The 22,074-nt window shown below is 64.6% G+C and carries 18 protein-coding genes; 12 read left to right on the forward strand and 6 right to left on the reverse strand.

Features of this window, described 5'->3' with window-relative positions:
• The first annotated feature begins 81 nt into the window (after positions 1-81).
• Entirely contained in the window at positions 82-3,543 is a 3,462-nt protein-coding gene (locus ACUYMZ_RS04270) for a proline dehydrogenase family protein (protein WP_481602209.1), read from the forward strand.
• Between the two features lie 186 nt (positions 3,544-3,729).
• Here the strand turns inward: ACUYMZ_RS04270 and ACUYMZ_RS04275 are convergent, their stop codons facing one another.
• Together ACUYMZ_RS04275 and ACUYMZ_RS04280 are read right to left on the reverse strand one after the other, a co-directional pair.
• Complete coding sequence (locus ACUYMZ_RS04275; RefSeq protein WP_481602210.1) at positions 3,730-4,641, reverse strand: oxygenase MpaB family protein; 912 nt, start codon at positions 4,639-4,641, stop codon at positions 3,730-3,732.
• A gap of 76 nt (positions 4,642-4,717) precedes the next feature.
• On the reverse strand, positions 4,718-6,172 hold the full coding sequence (locus ACUYMZ_RS04280) for an MFS transporter (protein WP_481602211.1): 1,455 nt from the start codon (positions 6,170-6,172) through the stop codon (positions 4,718-4,720).
• Positions 6,173-6,268: 96 nt separating this feature from the next.
• Between ACUYMZ_RS04280 and ACUYMZ_RS04285 the strand changes: the two genes are divergently transcribed.
• From ACUYMZ_RS04285 to ACUYMZ_RS04295, 3 genes are all read left to right on the forward strand, one after another.
• Positions 6,269-6,646, forward strand: coding sequence for a MarR family winged helix-turn-helix transcriptional regulator (locus tag ACUYMZ_RS04285; RefSeq protein ID WP_481602212.1), 378 nt, complete (start codon positions 6,269-6,271; stop codon positions 6,644-6,646).
• A 183-nt stretch (positions 6,647-6,829) separates the two neighbouring features.
• Positions 6,830-8,407: a M23 family metallopeptidase gene (locus ACUYMZ_RS04290; protein WP_481602213.1), complete on the forward strand. Its 1,578-nt coding sequence runs from the start codon at positions 6,830-6,832 to the stop codon at positions 8,405-8,407.
• A gap of 278 nt (positions 8,408-8,685) precedes the next feature.
• Positions 8,686-9,639 (forward strand): phosphodiesterase, encoded by a 954-nt coding sequence (locus ACUYMZ_RS04295; RefSeq protein WP_481602214.1) that lies wholly within the window; start codon positions 8,686-8,688, stop codon positions 9,637-9,639.
• Between the two features lie 3 nt (positions 9,640-9,642).
• On the opposite strand, the gene ACUYMZ_RS04300 is transcribed toward ACUYMZ_RS04295, so the two are convergent.
• Entirely contained in the window at positions 9,643-11,232 is a 1,590-nt protein-coding gene (locus ACUYMZ_RS04300) for a stealth family protein (RefSeq protein WP_426007478.1), read from the reverse strand.
• A gap of 47 nt (positions 11,233-11,279) precedes the next feature.
• Positions 11,280-12,200 (reverse strand): Cof-type HAD-IIB family hydrolase, encoded by a 921-nt coding sequence (locus ACUYMZ_RS04305; RefSeq protein ID WP_481602215.1) that lies wholly within the window; start codon positions 12,198-12,200, stop codon positions 11,280-11,282.
• Positions 12,201-12,335: 135 nt separating this feature from the next.
• Between ACUYMZ_RS04305 and ACUYMZ_RS04310 the strand changes: the two genes are divergently transcribed.
• Together ACUYMZ_RS04310 and ACUYMZ_RS04315 are read left to right on the forward strand one after the other, a co-directional pair.
• Positions 12,336-12,635 (forward strand): type II toxin-antitoxin system VapB family antitoxin, encoded by a 300-nt coding sequence (locus tag ACUYMZ_RS04310; protein ID WP_021471645.1) that lies wholly within the window; start codon positions 12,336-12,338, stop codon positions 12,633-12,635.
• 22 nt (positions 12,636-12,657) lie between these two features.
• On the forward strand, positions 12,658-13,305 hold the full coding sequence (locus ACUYMZ_RS04315) for a LytR C-terminal domain-containing protein (RefSeq protein WP_426005868.1): 648 nt from the start codon (positions 12,658-12,660) through the stop codon (positions 13,303-13,305).
• On the opposite strand, the gene ACUYMZ_RS04320 is transcribed toward ACUYMZ_RS04315, so the two are convergent.
• The gene (locus tag ACUYMZ_RS04320; RefSeq protein ID WP_481602216.1) at positions 13,264-13,986 is read right to left on the reverse strand and encodes a TetR/AcrR family transcriptional regulator; all 723 of its coding nucleotides are present in this window, start codon (positions 13,984-13,986) and stop codon (positions 13,264-13,266) included. The genes ACUYMZ_RS04315 and ACUYMZ_RS04320 overlap by 42 nt on opposite strands.
• A gap of 100 nt (positions 13,987-14,086) precedes the next feature.
• Between ACUYMZ_RS04320 and ACUYMZ_RS04325 the strand changes: the two genes are divergently transcribed.
• From ACUYMZ_RS04325 to arfA, 5 genes are all read left to right on the forward strand, one after another.
• Positions 14,087-15,088 carry a LacI family DNA-binding transcriptional regulator gene (locus ACUYMZ_RS04325; protein ID WP_442424883.1) on the forward strand — a complete coding sequence of 334 codons (1,002 nt, stop codon included), beginning with the start codon at positions 14,087-14,089 and terminating at the stop codon, positions 15,086-15,088.
• Between the two features lie 183 nt (positions 15,089-15,271).
• Positions 15,272-16,606 carry an extracellular solute-binding protein gene (locus ACUYMZ_RS04330; protein ID WP_442424884.1) on the forward strand — a complete coding sequence of 445 codons (1,335 nt, stop codon included), beginning with the start codon at positions 15,272-15,274 and terminating at the stop codon, positions 16,604-16,606.
• Between the two features lie 36 nt (positions 16,607-16,642).
• Positions 16,643-17,590 carry a carbohydrate ABC transporter permease gene (locus ACUYMZ_RS04335; RefSeq protein ID WP_426005875.1) on the forward strand — a complete coding sequence of 316 codons (948 nt, stop codon included), beginning with the start codon at positions 16,643-16,645 and terminating at the stop codon, positions 17,588-17,590.
• A 2-nt stretch (positions 17,591-17,592) separates the two neighbouring features.
• Positions 17,593-18,489, forward strand: a complete 897-nt coding sequence (locus ACUYMZ_RS04340) for a carbohydrate ABC transporter permease (protein ID WP_426005876.1) — start codon at positions 17,593-17,595, stop codon at positions 18,487-18,489.
• A 40-nt stretch (positions 18,490-18,529) separates the two neighbouring features.
• A complete protein-coding gene (gene arfA, locus ACUYMZ_RS04345) occupies positions 18,530-20,068 on the forward strand; it encodes an arabinosylfuranosidase ArfA (protein ID WP_481602217.1) in 1,539 nt (512 codons plus the stop codon).
• A 99-nt stretch (positions 20,069-20,167) separates the two neighbouring features.
• Here the strand turns inward: arfA and ACUYMZ_RS04350 are convergent, their stop codons facing one another.
• Positions 20,168-20,866 carry a DsbA family oxidoreductase gene (locus tag ACUYMZ_RS04350; protein WP_426005879.1) on the reverse strand — a complete coding sequence of 233 codons (699 nt, stop codon included), beginning with the start codon at positions 20,864-20,866 and terminating at the stop codon, positions 20,168-20,170.
• Between the two features lie 130 nt (positions 20,867-20,996).
• Here ACUYMZ_RS04350 and ACUYMZ_RS04355 point away from each other — a divergent pair, with 130 nt between their 5' ends.
• On the forward strand, positions 20,997-22,070 hold the full coding sequence (locus ACUYMZ_RS04355) for a glycosyltransferase family 4 protein (protein WP_481602218.1): 1,074 nt from the start codon (positions 20,997-20,999) through the stop codon (positions 22,068-22,070).
• Positions 22,071-22,074: the final 4 nt, after the last annotated feature.

Below are 22,074 nucleotides of genomic sequence, written 5' to 3' on the forward strand. Positions count from 1 at the left end.
GAAAAGATCGCTTTTCCTAATGAGATTGTAGATCCATACTGATGGAAACAAACAAACTTCTCCGTCCCAGAAGGAGCCCCCATGACCAGCACCCTCCCGGATGCGACCTCTCCGCGCACCCAGGAATCCGGGCAGTTCGACGCACTGGCCCAAGAGGCCATCGCCTTGGTCCGTCACTGGCTGACAGAGGCCGGCAAGATTCCAGTGGACGTCTCCGCCCAGCGTCTCGCCGGCGTCCTGAAGGACCCGAACGGACTGGACTTCACGGTTGGATTCGTCGACGGCGTCATCCGCCCTGAGGATCTGTCCGTCGCCGCCCGGAAGCTCGCCGAGCTTGCCCCGAAGGTGCCGGCGTTCCTGCCGTGGTACATGCGCAGCGCAGTCCGCGTGGGTGGCGTCATGGCCCCGATCATGCCCCAGGTGGTTATCCCGATCGCCCGCCGCGTTCTCCGCGAGATGGTGGGTCACCTGATTGTTGATGCAACGGACGCCAAGCTCGGCCCTGCCATTGAAAAGATCCGCCAGGACGGCGTCCACCTCAACGTGAACCTCCTCGGTGAAGCTGTCCTGGGCGAGCATGAAGCCCAGCGCCGGCTGGACGGCACGCTTAAGCTCCTTGCCCGCGAGGACGTGGACTACGTCTCCATCAAGGAATCCTCTACCGTGGCCCCGCATTCCCCGTGGGCTTTCGACGAGGCAGTGGACCACGTGGTGGAGAAGCTCACCCCGCTCTACCGCCTGGCTGCGTCGTTCCCCAAGCCCAAGTTCATCAACCTGGACATGGAGGAATACAAAGACCTCAGCATGACGATCGCCGTGTTCAAGCGGATCCTGGACATGCCTGAGTTCAAGAACCTCGAGGCCGGCATCGTGCTCCAGGCCTACCTCCCGGACGCCCTCGGCGCCATGCAGGAACTGCAGGAATGGGCCACCGCCCGGCGCGCAAACGGTGGGGCTCCCATCAAGGTCCGCGTGGTGAAGGGCGCCAACCTTCCCATGGAGCAGGTGGAAGCCTCCCTCCACGATTGGCCGCTGGCCACGTGGGGCACCAAGCAGGACTCCGACACCAGCTACAAGAGCGTCATCAACTACGCGCTCACCCCGGAGCATGTGGACGCGGTGCGCATCGGCGTTGCCGGGCACAATCTCTTCGACGTCGCCTTCGCCTGGCTCCTTGCCAAGCAGCGTGGTGTCACTGAAGGCATCGAGTTCGAGATGCTGCTCGGCATGGCGACCGGCCAGGCCACCGCGGTCCGCAAGGACGTCGGCAGCCTGCTCCTGTACACCCCCGTGGTCCACCCCGGCGAATTCGATGTCGCCATCGCCTACCTGATCCGCCGCCTTGAAGAAGGCGCGAGCCAGGAAAACTTCATGTCGGCCGTCTTCGAACTCAGCGAAAACGAGGGACTCTTCGAGCGCGAAAAGCAGCGCTTCCTCAACTCCCTCGCGCAACTCACGGATGAGGTCCCGGAACCGAACCGCAAGCAGGACCGCCGCCTGCCCGCCGAGCCGGCTCCCACCGAGGGCTTCCGCAACACCCCGGATACGGACCCCGCCCTTCCCGCCAACCGCGCCTGGGGCCGCGACATCCTGAAGCGAGTTCCGGGGTCAACGGCAGGGAACAAGATCGTGGAGTCCACCAAGGTCTCCGAGGCCGCCGAGCTTGAGCGCATCATCACCACAGCCGTGGATGCCGGCAAGGCCTGGGGCGCCCGACCGGCAGCCGAGCGCGCTGCCATCCTCCACCGCGCCGGCGAGGTCCTGGAAGCCCGCCGCGCCGAGCTCCTGGAGGTCATGGCGTCCGAGACCGGCAAGACCATCGACCAGGGTGACCCGGAAGTCAGCGAAGCGATCGACTTTGCCCACTACTACGCAGAGCGGGCCAAGGACCTGGAAACGGTCGACGGCGCCACGTTCGTCCCAGCGAACCTCACCGTGGTGACCCCGCCGTGGAACTTCCCGGTGGCGATTCCCGCCGGCTCGACGCTTGCGGCACTCGCCTCAGGCTCCGCCGTCGTGATCAAGCCTGCAAAGCAGGCCCGCCGCTCCGGTTCCGTGATGGTGGACGCCCTGTGGGAGGCCGGCGTGCCGCGCGAGGTTCTGGCGCTCGTGCAGCTCGAAGAGCGCGACCTTGGCGCGCAGCTGGTCTCGCACCCGAGCGTCGACCGCGTCATCCTCACCGGTGGCTACGAGACCGCTGAACTCTTCCGTTCCTTCCGCCAGGACCTGCCCCTGCTGGCAGAGACCTCCGGCAAGAACGCCATCATCGTCACGCCGAGTGCCGACCTGGACCTTGCCGCCAAGGATGTGGTGTACTCCGCGTTCGGCCACGCCGGCCAGAAGTGCTCCGCCGCGTCCCTGGTGATCCTGGTGGGTTCGGTCGGAAAGTCCAAGCGGTTCCACAACCAGCTCATCGATGCCGCCCGCTCCCTGACCGTGGGCTACCCGGACAACGCCACCACGCAGATGGGCCCGATCATTGAGCCCGCCAACGGCAAGCTCCTCAACGCCCTCACCACCCTGGGCGACGGCGAAACCTGGGCCGTCAAGCCCGAACGCCTCGACGACACCGGCCGCTTGTGGTCGCCCGGCATCCGTTCGGGCGTCAAACGCGGCTCCTACTTCCACCTGACCGAGTTCTTCGGCCCGGTCCTCGGCGTCATGACCGCTGAAACCCTGGAAGAAGCGATCGCCATCCAGAACGAGATCGAGTACGGCCTGACCGCCGGTCTCCACTCCCTCGATTCCGCGGAGATCGGCACATGGCTGGACACGATCCAGGCCGGCAACCTCTATGTCAACCGTGGCATCACCGGCGCGATTGTCCAGCGCCAGCCCTTCGGCGGCTGGAAGAAGTCCGCTGTGGGTGCCGGAACCAAGGCCGGCGGACCGAACTACCTGATCGGCCTGGGCAGCTGGCTTCCGGCCGAGGCCACGGCCACGCGCGGCACGGTCCTCCAGGGCGCTGCCGCGCAGATCCTGTCCGCAGCCAAGTCTGTTGACGTGACGCCGGAGGAACTGCAGACCTTGCAACAGTCCCTCTTCAGTGACGCCGCAGCCTGGGACTCCGAGTTCGGCACCCGCAAGGACGTCTCCGGCCTGACCGCCGAGCGGAACGTCTTCCGCTACCGCCCCATCCCGGTGACCATCCGCCTCTCCGAAGGCGAGCGGCTCGCTGAGCTGCTCCGCGTTGTGGCTGCAGGTGCCGTGGCTGGCTCGGCGCTCAAGGTGAGCTCCGCCGTCGTACTTCCGGATGCTGTGGTGAGTGTGTTTGCGAACCTGGGCGTCAGCGTCCGCGTTGAGGACGACGCCGCATGGCTGGCCCGCGCTGCAACGTTCGACGGCGGCCGCATCCGCCTGATCGGTGGCGACTTCACCGCGCTGAGCGCGGCGATGGGTGGCCGTCCGGATGTCGCTGTGTACCACGGTGCCGTGACCCAGGCCGGCCGGATCGAGATGCTGCCGTTCCTCCGCGAACAGGCTGTGTCCATCACGGCCCACCGCTTCGGCACCCCGAACCACCTCTCCGACCACCTGATCTAAGGCACCTCCCGCAAAGCCGGGCAGGACGGATTCACTCCGACCTGCCCGGCTTTTTTGGATTCCCGCGGCGAGGGCCCGTGCCTCCACCACCAACTTTGGCCGCCATCGCGCCCGACACGCCGAGGATCCGGGCCCGCCCCAGGGCCCTTGCCGTCAAAGTAGGTGGTGGCGGCACGCGGAGGTGGTTCAGTCGGGCCAGCCAAGCCGCTCAAGCCGCCGACGGGCGGCGAGTTCGCTGGGGCCATGCCGCCCAAGTGCCAGGCGGACAACGGCCAGCACCACCCGGGCTGCCGGGATGGCGGGCAGGGGAACGGGTCCCAAGTGGGCCGTCCGGAGCCCAAGGAGCTCCCGGTACTTCGGTTCAAGGCTTGCCACGGCGGCTGCGAAGAGGACGTTGTAACCGGGCCGCAGCAGCGGGTTGAGCGGCGGATGGCGGATGAAGGCCACAGTTTCCGCCAGGCGCTCGTCGGAACGCAGGACTCCGGAGGCGTACCAGTCGTCCAACTCCCGGTGGACTTCTGCCTCCGTTGAGGGAGGACTCTCCACACCCATGAGCGTGCCCGCCTGAGCCCACTCACGCACATACTGGTCAGGGCCGCCGGGTATGGGCCCGCCCCAGATACGGTGCGCCGTGACGAACGACTCAGCGTAGGTGACATGGACCCAGCGGAGGAGTTCGGGGTCGCTGGCCACATAGTCGCGGTGGGCCCCCGTGCCGTCCACGTAGCTTCCCCGGACATGGTGGTGGAGTTTCCTGATCCGGTCAGTGGCGGCCTGTGCAGCTTCCCGGGACCCGTACGTGACGGTGAAGATCCAGCGAATGGTTCCGGCCAGGCGTCCCAGCGGATCTTCCTTGAAACCAGAGTGCTCATAGACTCCCGCCAAGGCTCCGGGGTGCAGCGCCTGCATGAGCAGGACGCGGATCCCGGCAACGATCGGGGTCATGGATCCGTGCACGGTCCAGACCGCCGAGCCGGGGAGGTGGTATCCGGTGTCGTTGCCTTCGGCCAGGCGCGGTACCCACTCGGGCGGGGTGCCGGAGGTCCCGGTGAACGTGTGCTGGAGTGCGTGCCGGTATTCGGTGAGGTAATTCCTCATGCATTCCATTCGACCCCGGTTCGGGGAGCGTGTACAGGTCCCGCCCGGGTGGAGGGACCTGTACCGCGGGCTGCCCCTACCTGACGCTGCCTGCCGGGGCTTGGCGGCGCCGTGCCGGGGCTGCTGCCACCAACAAGGCGGCAATGGCGACGGCGGCACTCAGGATCAGGCCCGGACGGTACTGTTCCAGCATGGCCTGGGGGCTGACGGATCCGGTTGGCTGACCGTGGCTGCTGACCAGGGCCGTGGTTACTGCCAGCACCAGGGCTGCCCCAACCTGTGTACTGGTCTGAATGAGGCCTGCTGCCAAGCCTTGCTCGGAGTCCTTGATGCCGGTGGTGGCCTGGACGTTGATGGACGGGAAGGCCAAAGCGAACCCGATGCCGAGCAGTATCACGGACGGCAGGATGTCCAAGGCGTAGTTGGGGGTGGTGCCCACCCGAAGGAACAGGACATAGCCGAGGCCCAAGGCAGTGAGGCCGGTGAGGATAAGCTGCGTGGCGCCGAACTTCTCGATCAGCCGGTCAGCGAACGGAGCGCTCGTGGCGACGAGCAAGCCGGCGGGCAGCAAGGCCAGCGCCATCCCCAATGGCGTCCAGCCCAGGACAGACTGCAGGAACATGGTCACGATGAACTGGAAGCTCAGGTACGAACCAAACAACCCGACGGCGCTGAGATTGGCCCGGGCCACCCAGCCTTCCTTCAGGATGCCGAAGCGGATCAACGGGTGCTTGACCTTGCTCTCGATCACTGCGAAGGCCGCCAGCACAGCTGCGGAGACGGCGAATCCGGCGATTGTTGCCACAGATCCCCACCCCGCTTCCGGTGCCGAGACCAGGGTGTAAACGAGCCCGAGCATGCCCAGTGCAAGGGTGCCGGCGCCCCAGATATCGTGGCCGCTGTTCTCCGCCGACGGCTTGTCCTTGGGGATGAACCTGATGCCCAACAGGACCACGGCCACGGCGATCGGTACGGAGACCAGGAAGGTCCACCGCCAGCTCAGGCTGGTCATGAGGCCGCCCACCACCAGGCCGAGCGAGAAGCCGCTGGCGCCGAAGGTGGTGAAGATGGACAGGGCCTTGTTGCGCTCGCGGCCCTCGGCGAAGTTGGTGGTGATGATGGAGAATCCGGTAGGTGCGGTGAAGGCGGCGGCCAGCCCCTTGATGAACCTGGTGGCGATGACGACCGCAGGATCATCCACCAGGCCGCCTACCAGCGAGGCTGCGGCAAATACTGCCAACGCGATGAGGAAGATACGACGGCGGCCCAACAGGTCAGCGAGCCGCCCGCCAAGGAGCAGCAGGCTTCCGTAGCCGAGGACGTAGGCCGACACGATCCATTGGAGGGTATCCGTGCCGAGGTTCAGTTCCTGGCCGATCGATGGCAAGGCCACCCCGACCATGGAAACATCCAGCCCATCCAGGGCCAGGACAGTGCAGACCACCATGAGCAGCAACCATTGGGAACGGGTCCACTTGACCGCTGAAACCACGGCGCCGGCAGGTGTTTTGAGGGTGGTGGGTGAAGTCATGCGATCAATCTATATGACACGTCATTCAATGACAAGGAATATGATGCGTCATCTTATGACGTGGTTTTCAAATGTCGGATGAACTAGAATCGGGGCATGGCATCAACGCGTGACCGTCAGCTTGTAGAGCAGTGGCGCAGCATCCAGGACTCCTACTTCCGGACCGCCGGAGCCATTGACCGCGCCTTGGAAGCCAAGTTCAACATCGGCCTGAACGAGTTCGAGATCCTGGACCTTGTGGCTGAAAGCACCGACGCAGCCTGCCGGATGAAGCAGTTGGGGGAGCGGACGCCCATGACCCAAAGTGCTGTATCCAAGGTGGTGGACCGGCTGGAAAAGGCCGGACTGGTGTCCCGCCAGACGTGCTCTGATGACCGCCGCTCACTGTTCCTGAAACTTACCGAGGCCGGCCGCCAACTCCATGCCGGCGCGGCGGTGGAGCACCGCGCCCTCCTGAAGGAAAACCTCGGCTAGGTAAACCAAGGAAAACCTCGGCTAGGTAAACCGCAGGTTTCCTCAAGGGTGCCTTGAGCAAAAACTGAGCCAACCTTGCACTCCCGGGCGGCCCGAAAGGGTTTATTTTCCCCATGATTGGGGCAAGAATGGAGCTTGCACGCCAGGCTGGGGTTTGGTGACGCTGGCTTTTGGGGAGTGTTTGTGGGCAAGCATCATGAATCAGACCGGGTAGTGGATCTGGTACGCACCGAGGGGTTCCGCCGCGTGTTCGTCGCGGGCAGTCTCGCAGTGCTGGCGTTCTTCGCTTTTGGATTCCAACCCCTCACGTCCGCCTCGACCGGATCGGTCAATGGTTCCCTCGCCCAGGGCGTGGTGGGACCAGCGGCTTTGGGTCAGTTGGTGCCTCCGGAGGCCGAAACGACGGTGATCGACCCTCTCCCGGAGCCTCCCGAACAGACCGCCGGCACCCCCATGGTGTACTTTGACCGGGCCTTGGTCAGGACGGTCGGCAAGGACGGTTCCACGGGACTCACCGTTGCTTCCGCCGGATTGTCACGGCCTCCCGCAGGCAGTCTCTACGCTCCGCTCGAAGTGCTGAACCCGAGCTCTTCCTACGGCTACAGGCTCAGCCCGCTGACCGGCCTCCCGGGCGAATTCCACTGGGGCCAGGACTATGCTGCGGCGTGTGGAACCCGGGTCTACGCGGCTGACGCCGGCGTGGTCAGGGCTGTTGGCTGGCACATCTGGGGCGGCGGCAACCGCGTGGAGATCGAGCACGGCAACGGACTGGTCACCACGTACAACCACCTGCAGGCCATTGGGGTCACGCAGGGGCAATCCGTCCGGGTGGGCGAGGTCATCGCGGAAGTCGGGACCACCGGCTGGTCCACTGGCTGCCACCTCCACTTCGAAACCATCGTCAACGGACTGCACACAAACCCGGCCAACTGGACGCTCCTGCCGATCCGCCAAGTGGATCCTTTGCAGGGAATCACCATGGTCAACTACCAGCCGGGTGCCGGCACCGGGACTTCGGCTGCGCCGCAGTGGGCAGTTCCGGTCTCGGACGGCACCACCCGCGCGGTCATCGGCGGCGAACACGAGCACGACGAAGTTCCCGCCACGGTGGTTCCCGGACCATCCGGTCCTGCCGGAACTCCGACCACGTCCACCCCGCCCGGCACGCAGACACCGGCACAGACACCGGCACCGACGCAGACCGCTACTCCGACACAGACACCGACGCCGACGCAGACTGCCACGCCGACGCCGACGCAGACTGCCACGCCGACGCCAACCCAGACCGCTACGCCGACACCGACCCAGACAACTGCGCCGACGCCAACCCAGACAACTGCGCCGGCCCCGGTGACGACGGCTCCTGCCACGGGTACCACGACCGGCTCGACGCCGGCCACCACAACTGTGGCACCCCAACTGACGACGCAGACGGCACCCAGCCCGGATGCCGCCGTCGTTGCTCCAGTGGCGCCGGCACCGGCGATTGAACCTGCGCCGGCAGCCCCCGCTCCAGCTGCACCGGCCCCCGCTCCGGTGGTCGTCGCTCCGGCTCCCACGCCGGTCCCGGTGACAACCGCGCAGGCGGCCACTGTGCCTGTGGCCCCCGCTCCCGCGCCCGCGCCCGCGCCCGTAACCACCGTTGCGACCCTGCCCACGGTGATCCTGCCGCCTGGATACATTGTGGTGGCTCCAGGGTTGGTCCAGGGACCTGATGGGACAACCCTTCCGTTGTCCGCCTTCATCACGCCGGCGCCGTAGCTGCTCCATTCCCCGGGTGAACCACGGCCCCGCCGCGGGCCCAGGGCGGTTGGATGAACACCGTGGGATTGGGTCCCATCCGCAGTTGGGCCTGACTCCGAAGACCTGTTAAAAGCAGTGGACAAGGCGCTGGCCTGATCAGTCGGACGCAGAAGGGAAACAGGTAATTTTCCAACATTCCGCCGGAAATTAGCCTGATGTTGGGTTGCTGTCTGGTTGGATTGGTCGTACTGGAAGGAAGCGGGAGGCGCCGTCTCCCACCAAACGCTAGGGCAGTCATGGAGCTCATCGAGGCCGAGTACCCCAAACCAGGTCATGTGCTGTTGCACTTGAGCGATCTTCACTTGGTAGGTGGTGCCGCCACGCTCCACGGCTCGGTGGACAGCTCTGCCCGCCTCCAGGAGATCTGCGACCAGATCATCGCGTCCAGGATTCGTCCCGAGGCCATCATTTTTACCGGAGACCTCGCTGACAAGGGCGAGTTCGAGGCCTACAGCCGCCTCCGCGAGATGATCGAACCCGTCTGCGAGACCGTCGGCGCAAAGGCGATCTGGGCCATGGGCAACCACGACAACCGTGCCAACTTCCGTTCAGCGTTCCTGGACGCCTCGGAGAAGAGCAAGCCGGAAGACCCGGTGGACCGGAGCTACTTCGTCAACGGGCTGCGGATCATCACCCTGGACACCACGGTGCCCGGCCACCATTACGGTGAACTGTCCGAGGCGCAGCTCGAATGGCTCGCCGCCGAACTCGCTACGCCCGCTCCGGACGGCACCATCCTGGCCCTGCACCACCCGCCCGTTCCTTGCGTCCAGGACCTCGCGGTGCTGGTGGAGCTGCGCGGCCAGGCCGCGCTGGCCGACGTCGTGCGCAATACGGACGTCCGCACCATTCTGGGCGGCCATCTGCACTACTCCACGACGGCGGGCTTCGCCGGCATCCCGGTGTCGGTCGCCTCGGCGACGTGCTACACCCAGGACCTGGCCGTAAGCGCCGGCGGCCAACGGGGCCGCGATGGTGCGCAGTCCTACAACATGGTGCATGTGTACGAACATACGATCGTCCACTCGGTGGTGCCCATGTCCGGCGGGGTCACCGTGGGCGAACCCGTTGACGCAGCCGAGGTGCAGCGGCGGCTGGCAGAAGCCGGAATCCGGATTCCGGAGGGCTCCAGGCGGAAGCAGGCACGGCAGCCGCAGGAACTTGTGTCGCCCGCCGGCAGCCGAGGCTGACGCCTACTTCTCCCAAGGAGCCTTCACGGGGAAGAACTTTTCCAGGAAGTCCGTCACCATGGCCGCACGTTCGTCGGCGTGGACCTCGGGGAAGCTGCCATCGTTGAGGCAGAACAGGTCCATATGGCGCTTGGCGAGGAGCTTCGGAAGATAGTGCAGCCCGGACCACAACGTGGTGTCCACGTACTTGACCCGTGCGTTGGTCTGGGTGACGGCCCGGCCGGTCAGAAGCGCGTAGTAGTGGTAGAACGAGTTGGTGACCGAGATGTTGTCGGCCGCCCGGAAGCGGCTTGCCGCGGTCTTGGTGAACTCGTTGGGGAATTCGCGTTCCATCTGCTCCACGACGCTGCGCCGCAGGGGAGCCGCCGTGTGCTCAAGGTGCCGGGTGGTGATGCGGCCGAACCGTTCCCACAGCAGTTTCCGGTTGACTCGGGCGGCATTCTCGAAGCCACTGCGCTCCGCGTCGTTCTCGCCCAGGCCGATCCGGGTGTCGGCTTCGATGAACTTGGTGATGCCGCCGGGAGTGAAGAACATGTCCGGTCCCACCGGGCGGCCGAAGAACATGTCGTCATTCGAGTAGAGGAAGTGCTCGGACAGGCCCTCGATGTGGTGGAGCTGGCACTCCACGGCCTGCGAGTTGTGGGTAGGCAGGACGGTCGGATCGGTGAAGAATTCCTCGCTGCGCACGATGGTGACCTTGGGGTGGTCGGCCAGCCAGGACGGAGCGGGTGAGTCGGTGGCGATGAAGATCCGCCGGATCCAGGGCGCGAACATGTGCACGGAACGCAGGGCGTACTTGAGCTCGTTGATCTGCCGGTAGCGGGCTTCGTGGTCGTCCCCTTCGCCCAGCACGGCGTTGGCCTGCTGCTTGCGCCGGGCCGCGATGTAGGCGGGATCCGTGCCGTCCACCCAGGAGAAGACGATGTCGATGTCGAAGTCGATGTCACTGGCGTGGTCGGCGAACATGTTCTCGATCGTGGGCCATTCCAGGCCATGCCGGTTCACGGTGCCGCGGACGGCGTCCTGGCGCATCAGCGTCCGCCGGGTCAGGGAATTCTCCACCGGCAGCTCCAGGTGGTTGCCTTCAAACCGCCACAGTTCCAGCTGGACACCCAGGCCCGGGCCGTAGGACAGGCCACCCGTGGGCTCGACGCGGGGTCGGTACAGGCGGAAAATCCTGGCCTTGCGGTTGGCCGAGAGTTCCCCGTCGGCCACCAATACGGAAGCCTTCTTCTTGGCATCGACGGTCATGGAGTAGAAGGGTTCGTTGCGGAAGGCGGCCACCAGGGCTTCGCGGACCTGCTTGCGGGACTCCCAGTCGACGGCGATAACCGGCCGCTCGTCGTTTCCGCGGACCAGGATAAAGTCCACGCCCTGGGCATCGAGGGCGGCACGGACCGCCAGGAGGTCCTCGATCATCGCCTGTTGCGGGGTGAGGTCGGCGTTCAGCAGGGCGTACCGCCCGCGGTGACGGACGACGTCGGGCCTGTGCTTAAGGTGGGCAACAACGGCAGGCGAGACCGCCTCGGCGACCGCATCCTCTTCTACGGTGGGGCTGCCGTGGTAAATGGGATCGACCTGTGCTTGCGTGATGGCTGTTTCTCCGTAGTCTTTGCGGGTGGATGCGGGTGGGTGGCTGGCTAGATGGCGAGGGCCTCGCGCCAGCTGCGGAGGAAGGCTCCGCCGGCGTCGTCGTGGATCACGTCGTCCGCCAGTTCGAGGTCGGCGGCGGTAAGGATGGGGTAGGGCTTCACCGGAACTCCGTCTGCCGGCCGGACGTCTACGTGCTTGACCTCGTGATCGTTGTGGTGCAGCCAGTCTGCCATGGCGTAATCGGTGCGCGAGTCTCCCACGGTCCGCCACGACAACGGGGTAATGCCCTGGGCCGCCAGCAGTTCCACGGCGCGGCTGGCACCGAGGTCCTTGCCCAGCCGCACCGATTCGATGTCGGTGGAGATGATGGTGGGGTCGAGGCGGTAGTCGGCAGTGTCGTCCGAGCCGGGCGCATGGTGGTCAAGGATTGCGGCATTGAGTCCGTGCCGGTTCATGATGTCCAGGGCATCTGCGTCGAAGAGCTTCTGTTCGGCAAGGTAGTCCTCGCTGGCCACCTCCACGTGCTGCTCCACGGACACCATGGCGCGCTTGGTCTCGTCGAAGAACATATGCCCGGCGTAGTCCTCCGCCACCAGCCGGCGGATGTCATCGCCGTAGGCCTTGGGCACTGACAGCTCGTGGTCCACATGGATCGGGCCGGGGCCCTCGGCCGTGTAGCTGAACCAGACAGCGCCCTTCTCGCAGATCGCATGGATGACGGTCCCCGCGGGCATGCCGGCGGCGATCATGGGTGCCATCACCTGCTCGCTGATGAAGGCGTCCGAGCGTCCGGTATTGAAGATCACGGGAATGCCCGCAGAGGCCAGTGCCACGAGGTCGGCAATGATGTCCGGTTTGACGTCGCGCGTCACGGGGCTGGCGATGGGGCCGTCCACGTCCAGCAGCAGCGCGAGGGCGGGTGCGGTGCGGGCAGCGGTCCGGCTGGTACCTTGCAGCGGTTGGGTCATGCCCCTATTCTGTCAGCCCCCGGGCCGTGCATCCCAGCTATGACGCCCCACGTCGATAGTCACCATTTGGCTACAACCTGCGTGTGCCGCCGGTCACAAGTTCCGTTGCGGCGGCATCTTCCATAGGCTTGCAGGGTGATCTTCAAAGCTGTGGGCGAGGGACGCCCGTACCCTGACCATGGATATTCGGCGCCGCGTGACTGGGCTGCCCTGCCTCCCCGCCCCGTACGCCTGGACGAGCTGGTGACCACCAAGCGGACGCTCGACCTGGAGGCCCTGCTGGCCGAGGATTCCACGTTCTTTGGTGATCTCTTCCCCCATGTCGTGCAGTACCAGGGGGTCATGTACCTGGAGGACGGACTGCACAGGGCGGTCAGGACGGCGCTGCATCAAAGGACGGCCATCCACGCACGCGTGCTGGTGATCGATGGCTAGGCAACGGCGGCGTCCCAAGGATGTGACGCAGCTGCATGGCCACCACGTGGTGACCGGTCCGGAGCTCCGGGCCACCTTCACCGAGGGTACCCAGCCGCCCCGCGGTCACTTCGCCCGCCGGGTGCTGCATGCGGTGGTGCTTGTCCTGCTGGTTGGCGTGATCGCCGCTGGCGCAGTAGGGGCCTGGGCGGTCATGAGCGGGGTCATCAAGGTTCCCACGGCGGCCTCCAGCAAGGCGCCCACCAGCCTTTGCCCCACCACTACCTTCGACTACCTGCCCAACGAGTCCGTGACGCTCAACGTCTTCAATGCCACATCGCGGGGCGGGTTGGCCGGGACCGTGGCCGAACAGTTCACGGCCCGCGGCTACAAGGTGGCCGGGGTGGACAACAGCGACACCGCCTATACGGGCGTGGGCGTGGTGGTGTCCGGCGTCAAGGGGCAGGCCGCAGCTTTCAACGTCCAGCGCAACCTGGCCGGGACCGACTACTTCCAGGACAACCGCGAGGACGAGTCCGTGGATGTCATCCTGACGTCCGGCTACCAGGGCCTGGTTGATGCTGACAAGGTGGACAAGAGCCCGGGCATGCTGGCGTGCCCGCGGGAGAACCTGCGGATCGCCGATAACTCAAAGTGGCCGATCGTTCCCACCCTCCCGGCCAACCAGTAGCGCAGTGCCCACCGGAGCCTGCCCGTGCAAGCGGACGGGCCGGTTGGCCTCGTCGAACTGGGCGCCGGCGCCCAACTGGATGAACCGCACCGTTTGCGCTGTCTGGATGTCGACGTCGGAGGCCGGCGACGGCGGGGGAGTGTCGCCGTCGGGCGTTCGGTTGCGTCGTGCGGCGCTGGCGGACAGGGTGCCGTGGATAAGCCGCGCAAGCTGGGCGACGTCGATGTCCGGTAGGTAGCCCTGCCGTACGCCGTCGTTGAGGATGTCCTCAAGCAGGACGTTCAGCTCACCCACGTGGTCCGCCAGTTTGGCGAAGGAGCCCGGGGAGAGGACGGCGGCCATGGCCGGCCCGGGTGGCAGGTGCCGGCGGCTCAGGTCCTCCACTTGGGCGCGCACGTAGAGCGCAAGCCGGTCCACGGGGTTCTCCAGGGCGGCGAGCGAGTCGCGGAGGTCGCCGATGAAGCGTTCGGTCTCGTCCAGGGCGTACGCGATCAACAGTTGTTCCATGTCCGCGTAGTAGTTGTAGACGGCGGTCCGGCCAACTCCCGCATGGCGGGCGACGTCTGTCATGGTGAGCCCCGGAAGTCCGTGGGTGAAGAGGAGCTCGCCGAAAGCAGTCAGGATCCGGCGCTGCGTCGCGGCTCGTTGGGCAGCATTGGTAGGGGCCGTGATCCTTGGCATATAGACACTTTACAGTGATCTGTCACTAAGAGTGGCAGGTTTGCGCTCACAAACTCGCGTACCATCAGGGGACCGGACAATAACTCAACAAGGGGGACTGTTGCGCGCAACGGTCAAGGATGTGGCGCGGCGAGCAGGGGTATCGCCCAAAACCGTATCGAACGTCATGAACGGGGTCGTGCCGGTCAGCGCTCCCACGCGGCTGCGGGTGGAGCAGGCCATGGCCGAACTCGACTACGTCCCCAACCTGTCCGCGCGCGGCCTCCGCAACGGCCGTTCGGGAGTGATCGGCCTGGCGTTGCCGGACCTCGCAACCCCTTTCTCCGCTGAGATAGCCCACCATGTTGTGGACGTGGCCCATGAGTTGGGCTGGAGCATCCAGATCGAGGAAACGGGCCTGGATCCCCAGCGCGAGCAGGAACTGATGACCAGGGCGCGCTCCAACCTGATCGACGGGTTGATCCTCAATCCGGTGGTACTGCAGGAGAGCGCGGTAAAAGTGGGGGTGTCCCTGCCTCCCGTTGTCCTGCTCGGGGAGGTCACCCAGCACTTGGCGGACCGGGTGTACGTGGACAGTTTTGGTGCTGCGCGCGACCTGACCCTTGCACTTGCCAAGCCTGGGCGCCGCCGGATCGCCGTGCTGGGCATCAACCAGGGCCGACACTCGTCCACCGCGATCCACCGGGCCGCGGGGTATGAGGCCGCCTTGGAATCGTTGGGCATCACGCCCGACGACGAGCTCTTGATCCGCTGTGAACGGTGGACCTCGGAGTCGGCGGCGCAGGCCCTGGATGAATACCTGGAATCCCATCCCCTGCCGGAGGCCCTTTTCTGCTTTACGGACTCATTGGCGCTGGGTGCACTCAATGCGTTGTGGAAGCGGGGGATCCGGGTGCCGGATGACATTGCCGTGGCCGGCTTTGACGATATTGCCGACGGGCGGTTTGCGGTCCCGCCGCTGACCACGGTCTCCTTTGACAAGCGGGCCATTGCTTCGGAGGCGTTGCGCCTGTTGATGGAACGCATGGGAGACAGGCACCGGGAGCAGCGGGTGGTGGAGGTGGACTACTCGATCGTGGAACGGGCCAGCAGCGGTCGGTGAAAGGGAGTTTGCCGCAGAATTGTGTGCGCTAACAATTTTCTCTTGTTCTTATTTTTACAACGATGTAATGTGAGACCTGCGTCACCCCAGGGCCACCATTTCCCACACGAGGGGACGCTACGGATCCGGACTTTAGTGCAGCAGTGTGTGTCCTTTCAGCGGACCCTTCCAAAGGAGTGATGGGTGAAGCAGTTTGAATCTTTGGCCGGGAGAAGTTTGTCCCGGCGACAGTTATTGGCCGGCTCAGCGCTGCTTGGCGGTGGGCTCTTGGCCACGGGCCTCTCGGGGTGCGGCGGGACTGCCGGAGCCGCCCCCAAGGAGACCATCAACTTCTGGCATCTCCTCTCCGGAGGGGACGGCACCAAGATGCAGGCCATGATTGCCAACGCCAACAGCCTCAACGCCGGCTTCAAAGTGCACCCAACGGTGCTGGCCTGGGGCCCGCCGTACTACACCAAGCTCGCCATGGCGTCGGCTGGCGGACGGCCGCCGGAAGTCGCCATCATGCATGCCAGCCGGGTGCCCGGCTACGCCCCGGGTGGCCTCATTGAGCCCTGGGACCTGGACCTGTTGGCGGAGAACGGCATCACGCCGGAGAACTTCGCGCCGCGCATCTGGGAAAAGAGCCGGCAGGACGGGAAGGTGTTCTCGCTCGCCCTGGACTCCCACCCGTTCATCATGTTCTACAACACGGACATCGCTGCCAAAGCAGGGCTTCTGGAAAGCAACGGCCTGTTGCAGGAGGTGACGTCGCCGGAAGGGTTCAAAGCCATGGCCCTGGAGATGCAAAAGGTCACCAAAGCCCACGGCCTCTCTTTTGGTTACCTGAACCTCGGCTCCCAGATGTGGCGTCTGTTCTACACGCTCTACAAGCAGCACGGAGCTGACATTGTGCTGACACCCGGCCAGCCCATGCAGGCCGACCGGGACGCCGCCGTGGAATCGCTGGAGTTCATGGCCTCGCTCTTTGACGACACCATCGCGGCCAAAGGCAACGACATCAACACCGGTATCGCCGAGTTCGTCCGGGGCGACTCCGGAATGCTGTTCAGCGGCGGCTGGGAACTGCCCACCATGAAGAAGGCAAAGCTGCCCGTTGATGCGCTCACCATTCCCACCCTCTACGGGACGCCGGCTGCCTACGCCGATTCGCATTCGTTCGTCCTTCCGCGGCAACTCGTGGCTGACCAGGACAAGCGCAAGGACGCCTACAAGTTCGTCAGCGACATCCTCAAGGGTTCGTTGTCGTGGGCAGAGGCAGGCCACATTCCCGCGTACCAGCCCGTGGTGCAATCGCAGGCGTACAAGGAGCTCACCCCGCAGGTCCACTACGCCAACGCGGCGGACATCATCTCTTACGATCCCGAGGCCTGGTTCAGCGGGTCAGGCTCGGACTGGCAGAACTACTTTGCCGAGTTCATCCAGAACGTGCTTCTCGGACGCAGCAAGGCGCAGGACGGGTGGGACGGCTTCGTGGACCGCACCAACGACCTCCTGTTCCGGCCCAACCCGGTCTGACCGGCATCAGCACACCGAGCGACAAAGGAGTCCTTCATGAGTTCCTCTACAGTGTCCCGGCAGACCCGCCAACTACGGACAACACCGGCACCCGGCAGCAAGGCCGGCCCCTCCCTGCGCAGAAGCAGGGACAACGTGAGCGGCTGGGCGTTCTCGGCCCCGTTCATCGCATTCTTCCTGGTATTCCTTATATGGCCCATCCTGTACGGCTTCTACATGAGCCTGACCGGCAAGTCCCTCACAGGGGCCAATGACGCCCTCATCGGGTTCGCCAACTATTCCGAGGCCTTCGCCGATGCCGGAATGTGGCGTTCCCTGGGCAACACCCTGTACTTCACGGTGATCAGCACGGTTCCGCTGGTGTTGGTTGCGTTGGCCATGGCGGCGCTGCTGAACATCGGCCTCCCGGCCCAGTGGTTGTGGCGGCTGAGCTACTTTGCACCGTACCTCCTGGCCTCCACCGTGGTGTCCATGTTCTTCGTGTGGATGTACAACCCGCAGCTTGGCCTGATCAACGATTTCCTGTCCAAGTTCGGCATCCCGAAAGTCGGGTGGCTCAACGATCCGAATGTGGCCATGTGGTCGATTGTGATCGCAACGCTGTGGTGGACCGTGGGATTCAACTTCCTTCTTTACCTGGCCGCAATGCAGAACATCCCGGTCCAGCACTATGAAGCGGCATCGCTGGACGGCGCCGGCGCGTGGCGGCAGTTCTTCTCCATCACCCTGCCCCAACTGACGCCCACCACCGTGATGATCGTGCTGCTGCAGATCCTTGCATCCCTCAAGATCTTCGACCAGATCTACCAGATGACAGCGGGCGGTCCGGGTGGCTCCACCAGGCCCGTGGTCCAGTACATCTTCGAAACCGGGTTCACCGGGTACCGGCTGGGATATTCCGCAGCCATCTCCTACATCTTCTTCGGACTGATCGTGATGGTGTCCGTCATGCAGTTCTTCGTCACCCGCCGCAGGAGTGCATAGCCATGGCAACCACCACCCTCTCCCGTACCGTTGCGCCAGCCACAGACCGCCAGGTCATCCGGCAACCACGCCGCAAACCGACCGTCGGAAAGATCATCGCGATCGCCGTCGCAGCCGTCCTCGCCGTCCTTTGGCTGATCCCCTTCGCCTGGGCGGCAGTTACCGCTTTCAAGACCGAAGCGGATGCCTCGGCGTCGAAGGTCAGCTGGATCCCGCCGTCGGGCTTTACGGTCGACGCATTCGCCAGCGTGTTCCAGGCCGGCAACATCCCGTTGTGGACGTGGAACTCGCTCTACACCTCTGCAGCCATCACGCTCATCACGCTGGTGATCTCCGCCCTCATCGCCTACGCGCTGTCCAGGATCGAGTTCAAGGGCAAGAAGATCCTGATGGCGGCCATCATCGCCAGCATCATCGTGCCGCCACCGGTGCTCATGATTCCGCTCTTCTACCAAATGCTCGCGTTCAAAATGATCGATACGCCATGGGCCATCATCCTTCCGCAGGTGATCCACCCGGCCATGGTGTTCGTGCTCAAGAAGTTCTTTGACCAGATCCCGCGTGAACTTGAAGAAGCCGCCGTGATGGACGGGGCCAGCCGGCTCCGAATCTTCCTGCAGATCATCCTGCCGCTGTCCCGGCCCATCCTGGCTGCGGTCGCCATCTTCACGTTCATCGGCGCGTGGAACAACTTCCTCTGGCCGTTCATCTCCACCAATGACGACTCCCTGCTGACGCTCCCCGTGGGCCTGCAGACCATCAAGAGCGCCTATGGCGTGCAGTACGCGCAGAACATGGCATCAGCTTTGTTGGCCGCACTGCCGCTGATCATCGTCTTCCTGTTCTTCCAGCGCCAGATCATCAAGGGCATTTCCACCACCGGACTTGCCGGCACCTGACCGGCCAGCTTTCCAGCCATCACGAAACTTAAGGAGATCCATGTCCCGCGCACGCATCACCCTCGACCGCGACTTCACGGTCGGAGAAGTACCCCGCCGCCTGTTCGGCTCCTTCGTGGAGCACATGGGCCGCTGCGTCTACACCGGAATTTACGAACCCGGGCACCCTGAAGCAGACGAGCACGGATTCCGGCAGGACGTCCTGAAACTCGTCAAGGAACTCGGCGCCACGGTGATCCGTTATCCGGGCGGCAACTTCGTCTCGGGCTACAACTGGGAAGACGGAATCGGCCCGCGCGAAAACAGGCCCCGCCGCTTGGACGGTGCCTGGCACACGGTAGAGACCAACGCCTTTGGCCTGCACGAATTCGTGGACTGGTCCAGGCAGGCCGGCACCGAAATCATGGAAGCCATCAACCTGGGCACCAAGGGAGTGGAAGAAGCCCGCGCGATCGTCGAGTACTCCAACCACCCGGGAGGCACGTACTGGTCGGATCTCCGCGCCAAGAACGGCCACAAGGACCCGTTCGACATCAAACTCTGGTGCCTCGGCAACGAGATGGACGGGCCGTGGCAGATCGGACACAAGACGGCCGATGAGTACGGCCGCTTGGCACAGGAGGCCGCCAAGGCCATGCGTTACGTGGATCCGTCCATTGAACTCGTAGCGTGCGGCAGCTCAAAATCCGCGATGCCCACGTTCGGCGAGTGGGAGCAGACTGTCCTCACGCACACTTATGACGAGGTGGACTATGTTTCCCTCCATGCCTACTACTTCGAAGAGGAAGGCGACGTCGGCAGCTTCCTGGCATCCGCCGTCGACACCGATTTCTTCATTGAGTCGGTCATTGCCACCGCCGACGCAGTCCGGGCCAAGGGCAAGCACAAGAAGCACATCAACCTGTCCTTCGACGAGTGGAACGTTTGGTACCAGCGCGGCCGGGACACCGAGGACCAGTTGCGCAACATCGTCAAGGGACCGTGGCGTGAACATCCGCGCGTCATTGAGGACAAGTACAACGTCACGGACGCCGTCGTGGTGGGCACGTTGCTCAACTCGCTGCTCCGGCACGGCGACCGGGTCAAGATCGCCAACCAGGCGCAGCTGGTCAACGTGATCGCGCCGATCCTGTCCGAAGAGAACGGGCCGGCGTGGAAGCAGACCATCTTCCACCCGTTCGCGCGGATGGCCGAGCTCGCCAAGGGGCAGATCCTTCAGCTGGCCGTGGACTCGGACAAGTACTCCAATGCCCGCTTTGGGGACACGGACCTGGTGGATGTCAGCGCAACCTGGAACGAGGAGACCGGACGTGTTGCGCTGTTCTTCGCCAACCGCGGCCTGGAGGAGGCAGCTGACATTGAGACCGCCCTGCGTGGATTCGACGCCCGGCAGGTAGTGCGGGCGGAGGTACTGGAGATTCCCGACGGCGGCGACCGGTTCACGATCAACAGCCAGTCCCAGCCGGACCGGGTGGGTTTGAAGCCTTTGGAGAACGTCAAGGCCAGTGGCTCGGAGCTTCGGCTGACGCTGCCCGCCCTGTCCTGGGCCGTCGTCGAGCTTGAGGTCGCCAAAGCCTAGCCCGGCACCCAACTGGGTCGCAGTTAAGCGCGTTTTGAGCGCTCAAAACGCGCACAAATGCGACCCAGTCGGGTTAACGGACGACGGCGGGTGGCCGGGTTAAACGGCGCAGCCGTCGGGGCCGCAGGCCTCGGCATCGGAGGCGCCGACGGGAATGAGCGGATTGGCTTCCTGCCAGGCCTGGTTGAGGGCCTGGCTGAAGAGCTTGGCGGGCTGCGCGCCCGAGATCCCGTACTTGCGGTCGATGACGAAGAACGGGACTCCGGTCACGCCGATGGCACGGGCCTCGTTGATGTCCTGGTTCACTTCCTCCGTGTACTTCTCTGAAGTGAAGAGTTCAGCGACTTCGGCGGCGGGCAGTTCGAGGGCAGCTCCAAGGTCTTTCAGGTATTCCTGGTTGCCGATGTCCTTGCCGTGCTCAAAGTGGTCGCTCAGCAGGCGTTCCTTGGCGGCATCCTGCTTGCCGTGGGTGGCCGCGAGGTGGATCAGCCGGTGCGCGGTGAAACTGTTGGCCACCACCACCTGGTCGAAGCGGTAATCCAGGCCCTCGCCCTTCGCGGTCTCCGTGACGTGGGCGAACATCTGCTTGACCTGCTCCGGAGCCATGCCCTTGCGCTTGCTCAGGTAATCCAGTTCCGTACCGTCGTAGTGCCCGGGCACGGAGGGGTCCAGCTGGTAGCTCTTCCACTGGACCTGCACCGAATCGCGGTGTGCAAACTGTGCCAAGGCAGTCTCAAAACGGCGCTTGCCGATGTAGCACCACGGGCAGGCAACGTCCGACCAAATCTCAATCTTCATGGTTTTGCCAACCGTGAAGGCTGCGGGAGCATTCCGGCGCTGACCTGTTATTTTCCTCACGGGGCTAATAGCCTTGAAGCGGGTTATGAAGTCAGCCCGTGGTTTGGGGGTGTGCGCGAAGGACCCCGGAATGCGCATCGGACTCATAGTTGGACCATGGTTTACCGTGCCGCCTGAACGCTACGGCGGAACCGAAAGAGTAGTGGATGCCTTGGCCCGGGCGCTCGCTGACGCCGGCCACGACGTATTGCTGGCGGCGACATCGGACAGCACCTGTCCCGTGCCGCAGGTACCGGACCTCGGGCCCAGCGAGCCGGACGAGCTGGGGTTTTCCTTGAGCGAACTGGCCCATGTGATCAAGGCCTACGGCGCGATGGACGGGGTGGACATCATCCACGACCACACTTTGGCCGGCCCGCTCTACGCCCACCGGCCGCCGGGAATCCCGGTGGTCACCACCATCCACGGTCCCCTGAATCATCAGTCGACCGGCCTGTACCGGGCGATGGAGCGCGACACGGCCATCGTCGCCATTTCCCATGACCAACGCGGCCTGGTCCCGGACCTTAATGTGTCAGCCGTCATCCATCACGGACTGGACCTCTCCACGGTGTCAGTCGGTCCAGGAGACGGGGGCTACGCCTGTTTCGTCGGGCGCATGTGCCCGGACAAAGGGCTCATGGAGGCAGTGTCCATTGCCCGGAAAGCCGGGGTCCCCCTGCGGATCGCCGCGAAAATGCACGCCAAGGATGAACAGCTCTTCTACCGCGAGGTTGTGAAGCCGGCGCTGGGTCCCGACGAGGAGTTCCTGGGTGAACTGTCCGACCCGGAAAAGTATGAACTCATGGGCGGTGCTCTGGCGCTCATCAATCCCATCCAATGGCACGAGCCCTTCGGCCTGGTCATGATCGAATCCCTGGCCACGGGTACTCCGGTCCTGGCCACACCCATGGGAGCAGCGCCGGAGATCATCCGGCATGGGCAGACCGGCTACCTTGCCGGAGTGGACGGGTTGGCCGGCTTCGTGGATGCGGCAGCACGCCTGAGCCGCGCAGACTGCAGGCGCTCTGTGGACGACTACTTCAGTGCCGGTCGGATGGCTGCCGAACACCTGGACCTCTACGCCCATGTGATCCAACAATTCAAAGGTAAAGGGGTATCGGGGAGCGCGCCGGTGCAAGAGAATCGAAGCCAGGCCCTCTAGCGCA

The sequence above is a fragment of the Arthrobacter sp. T572 genome (assembly GCF_056780115.1).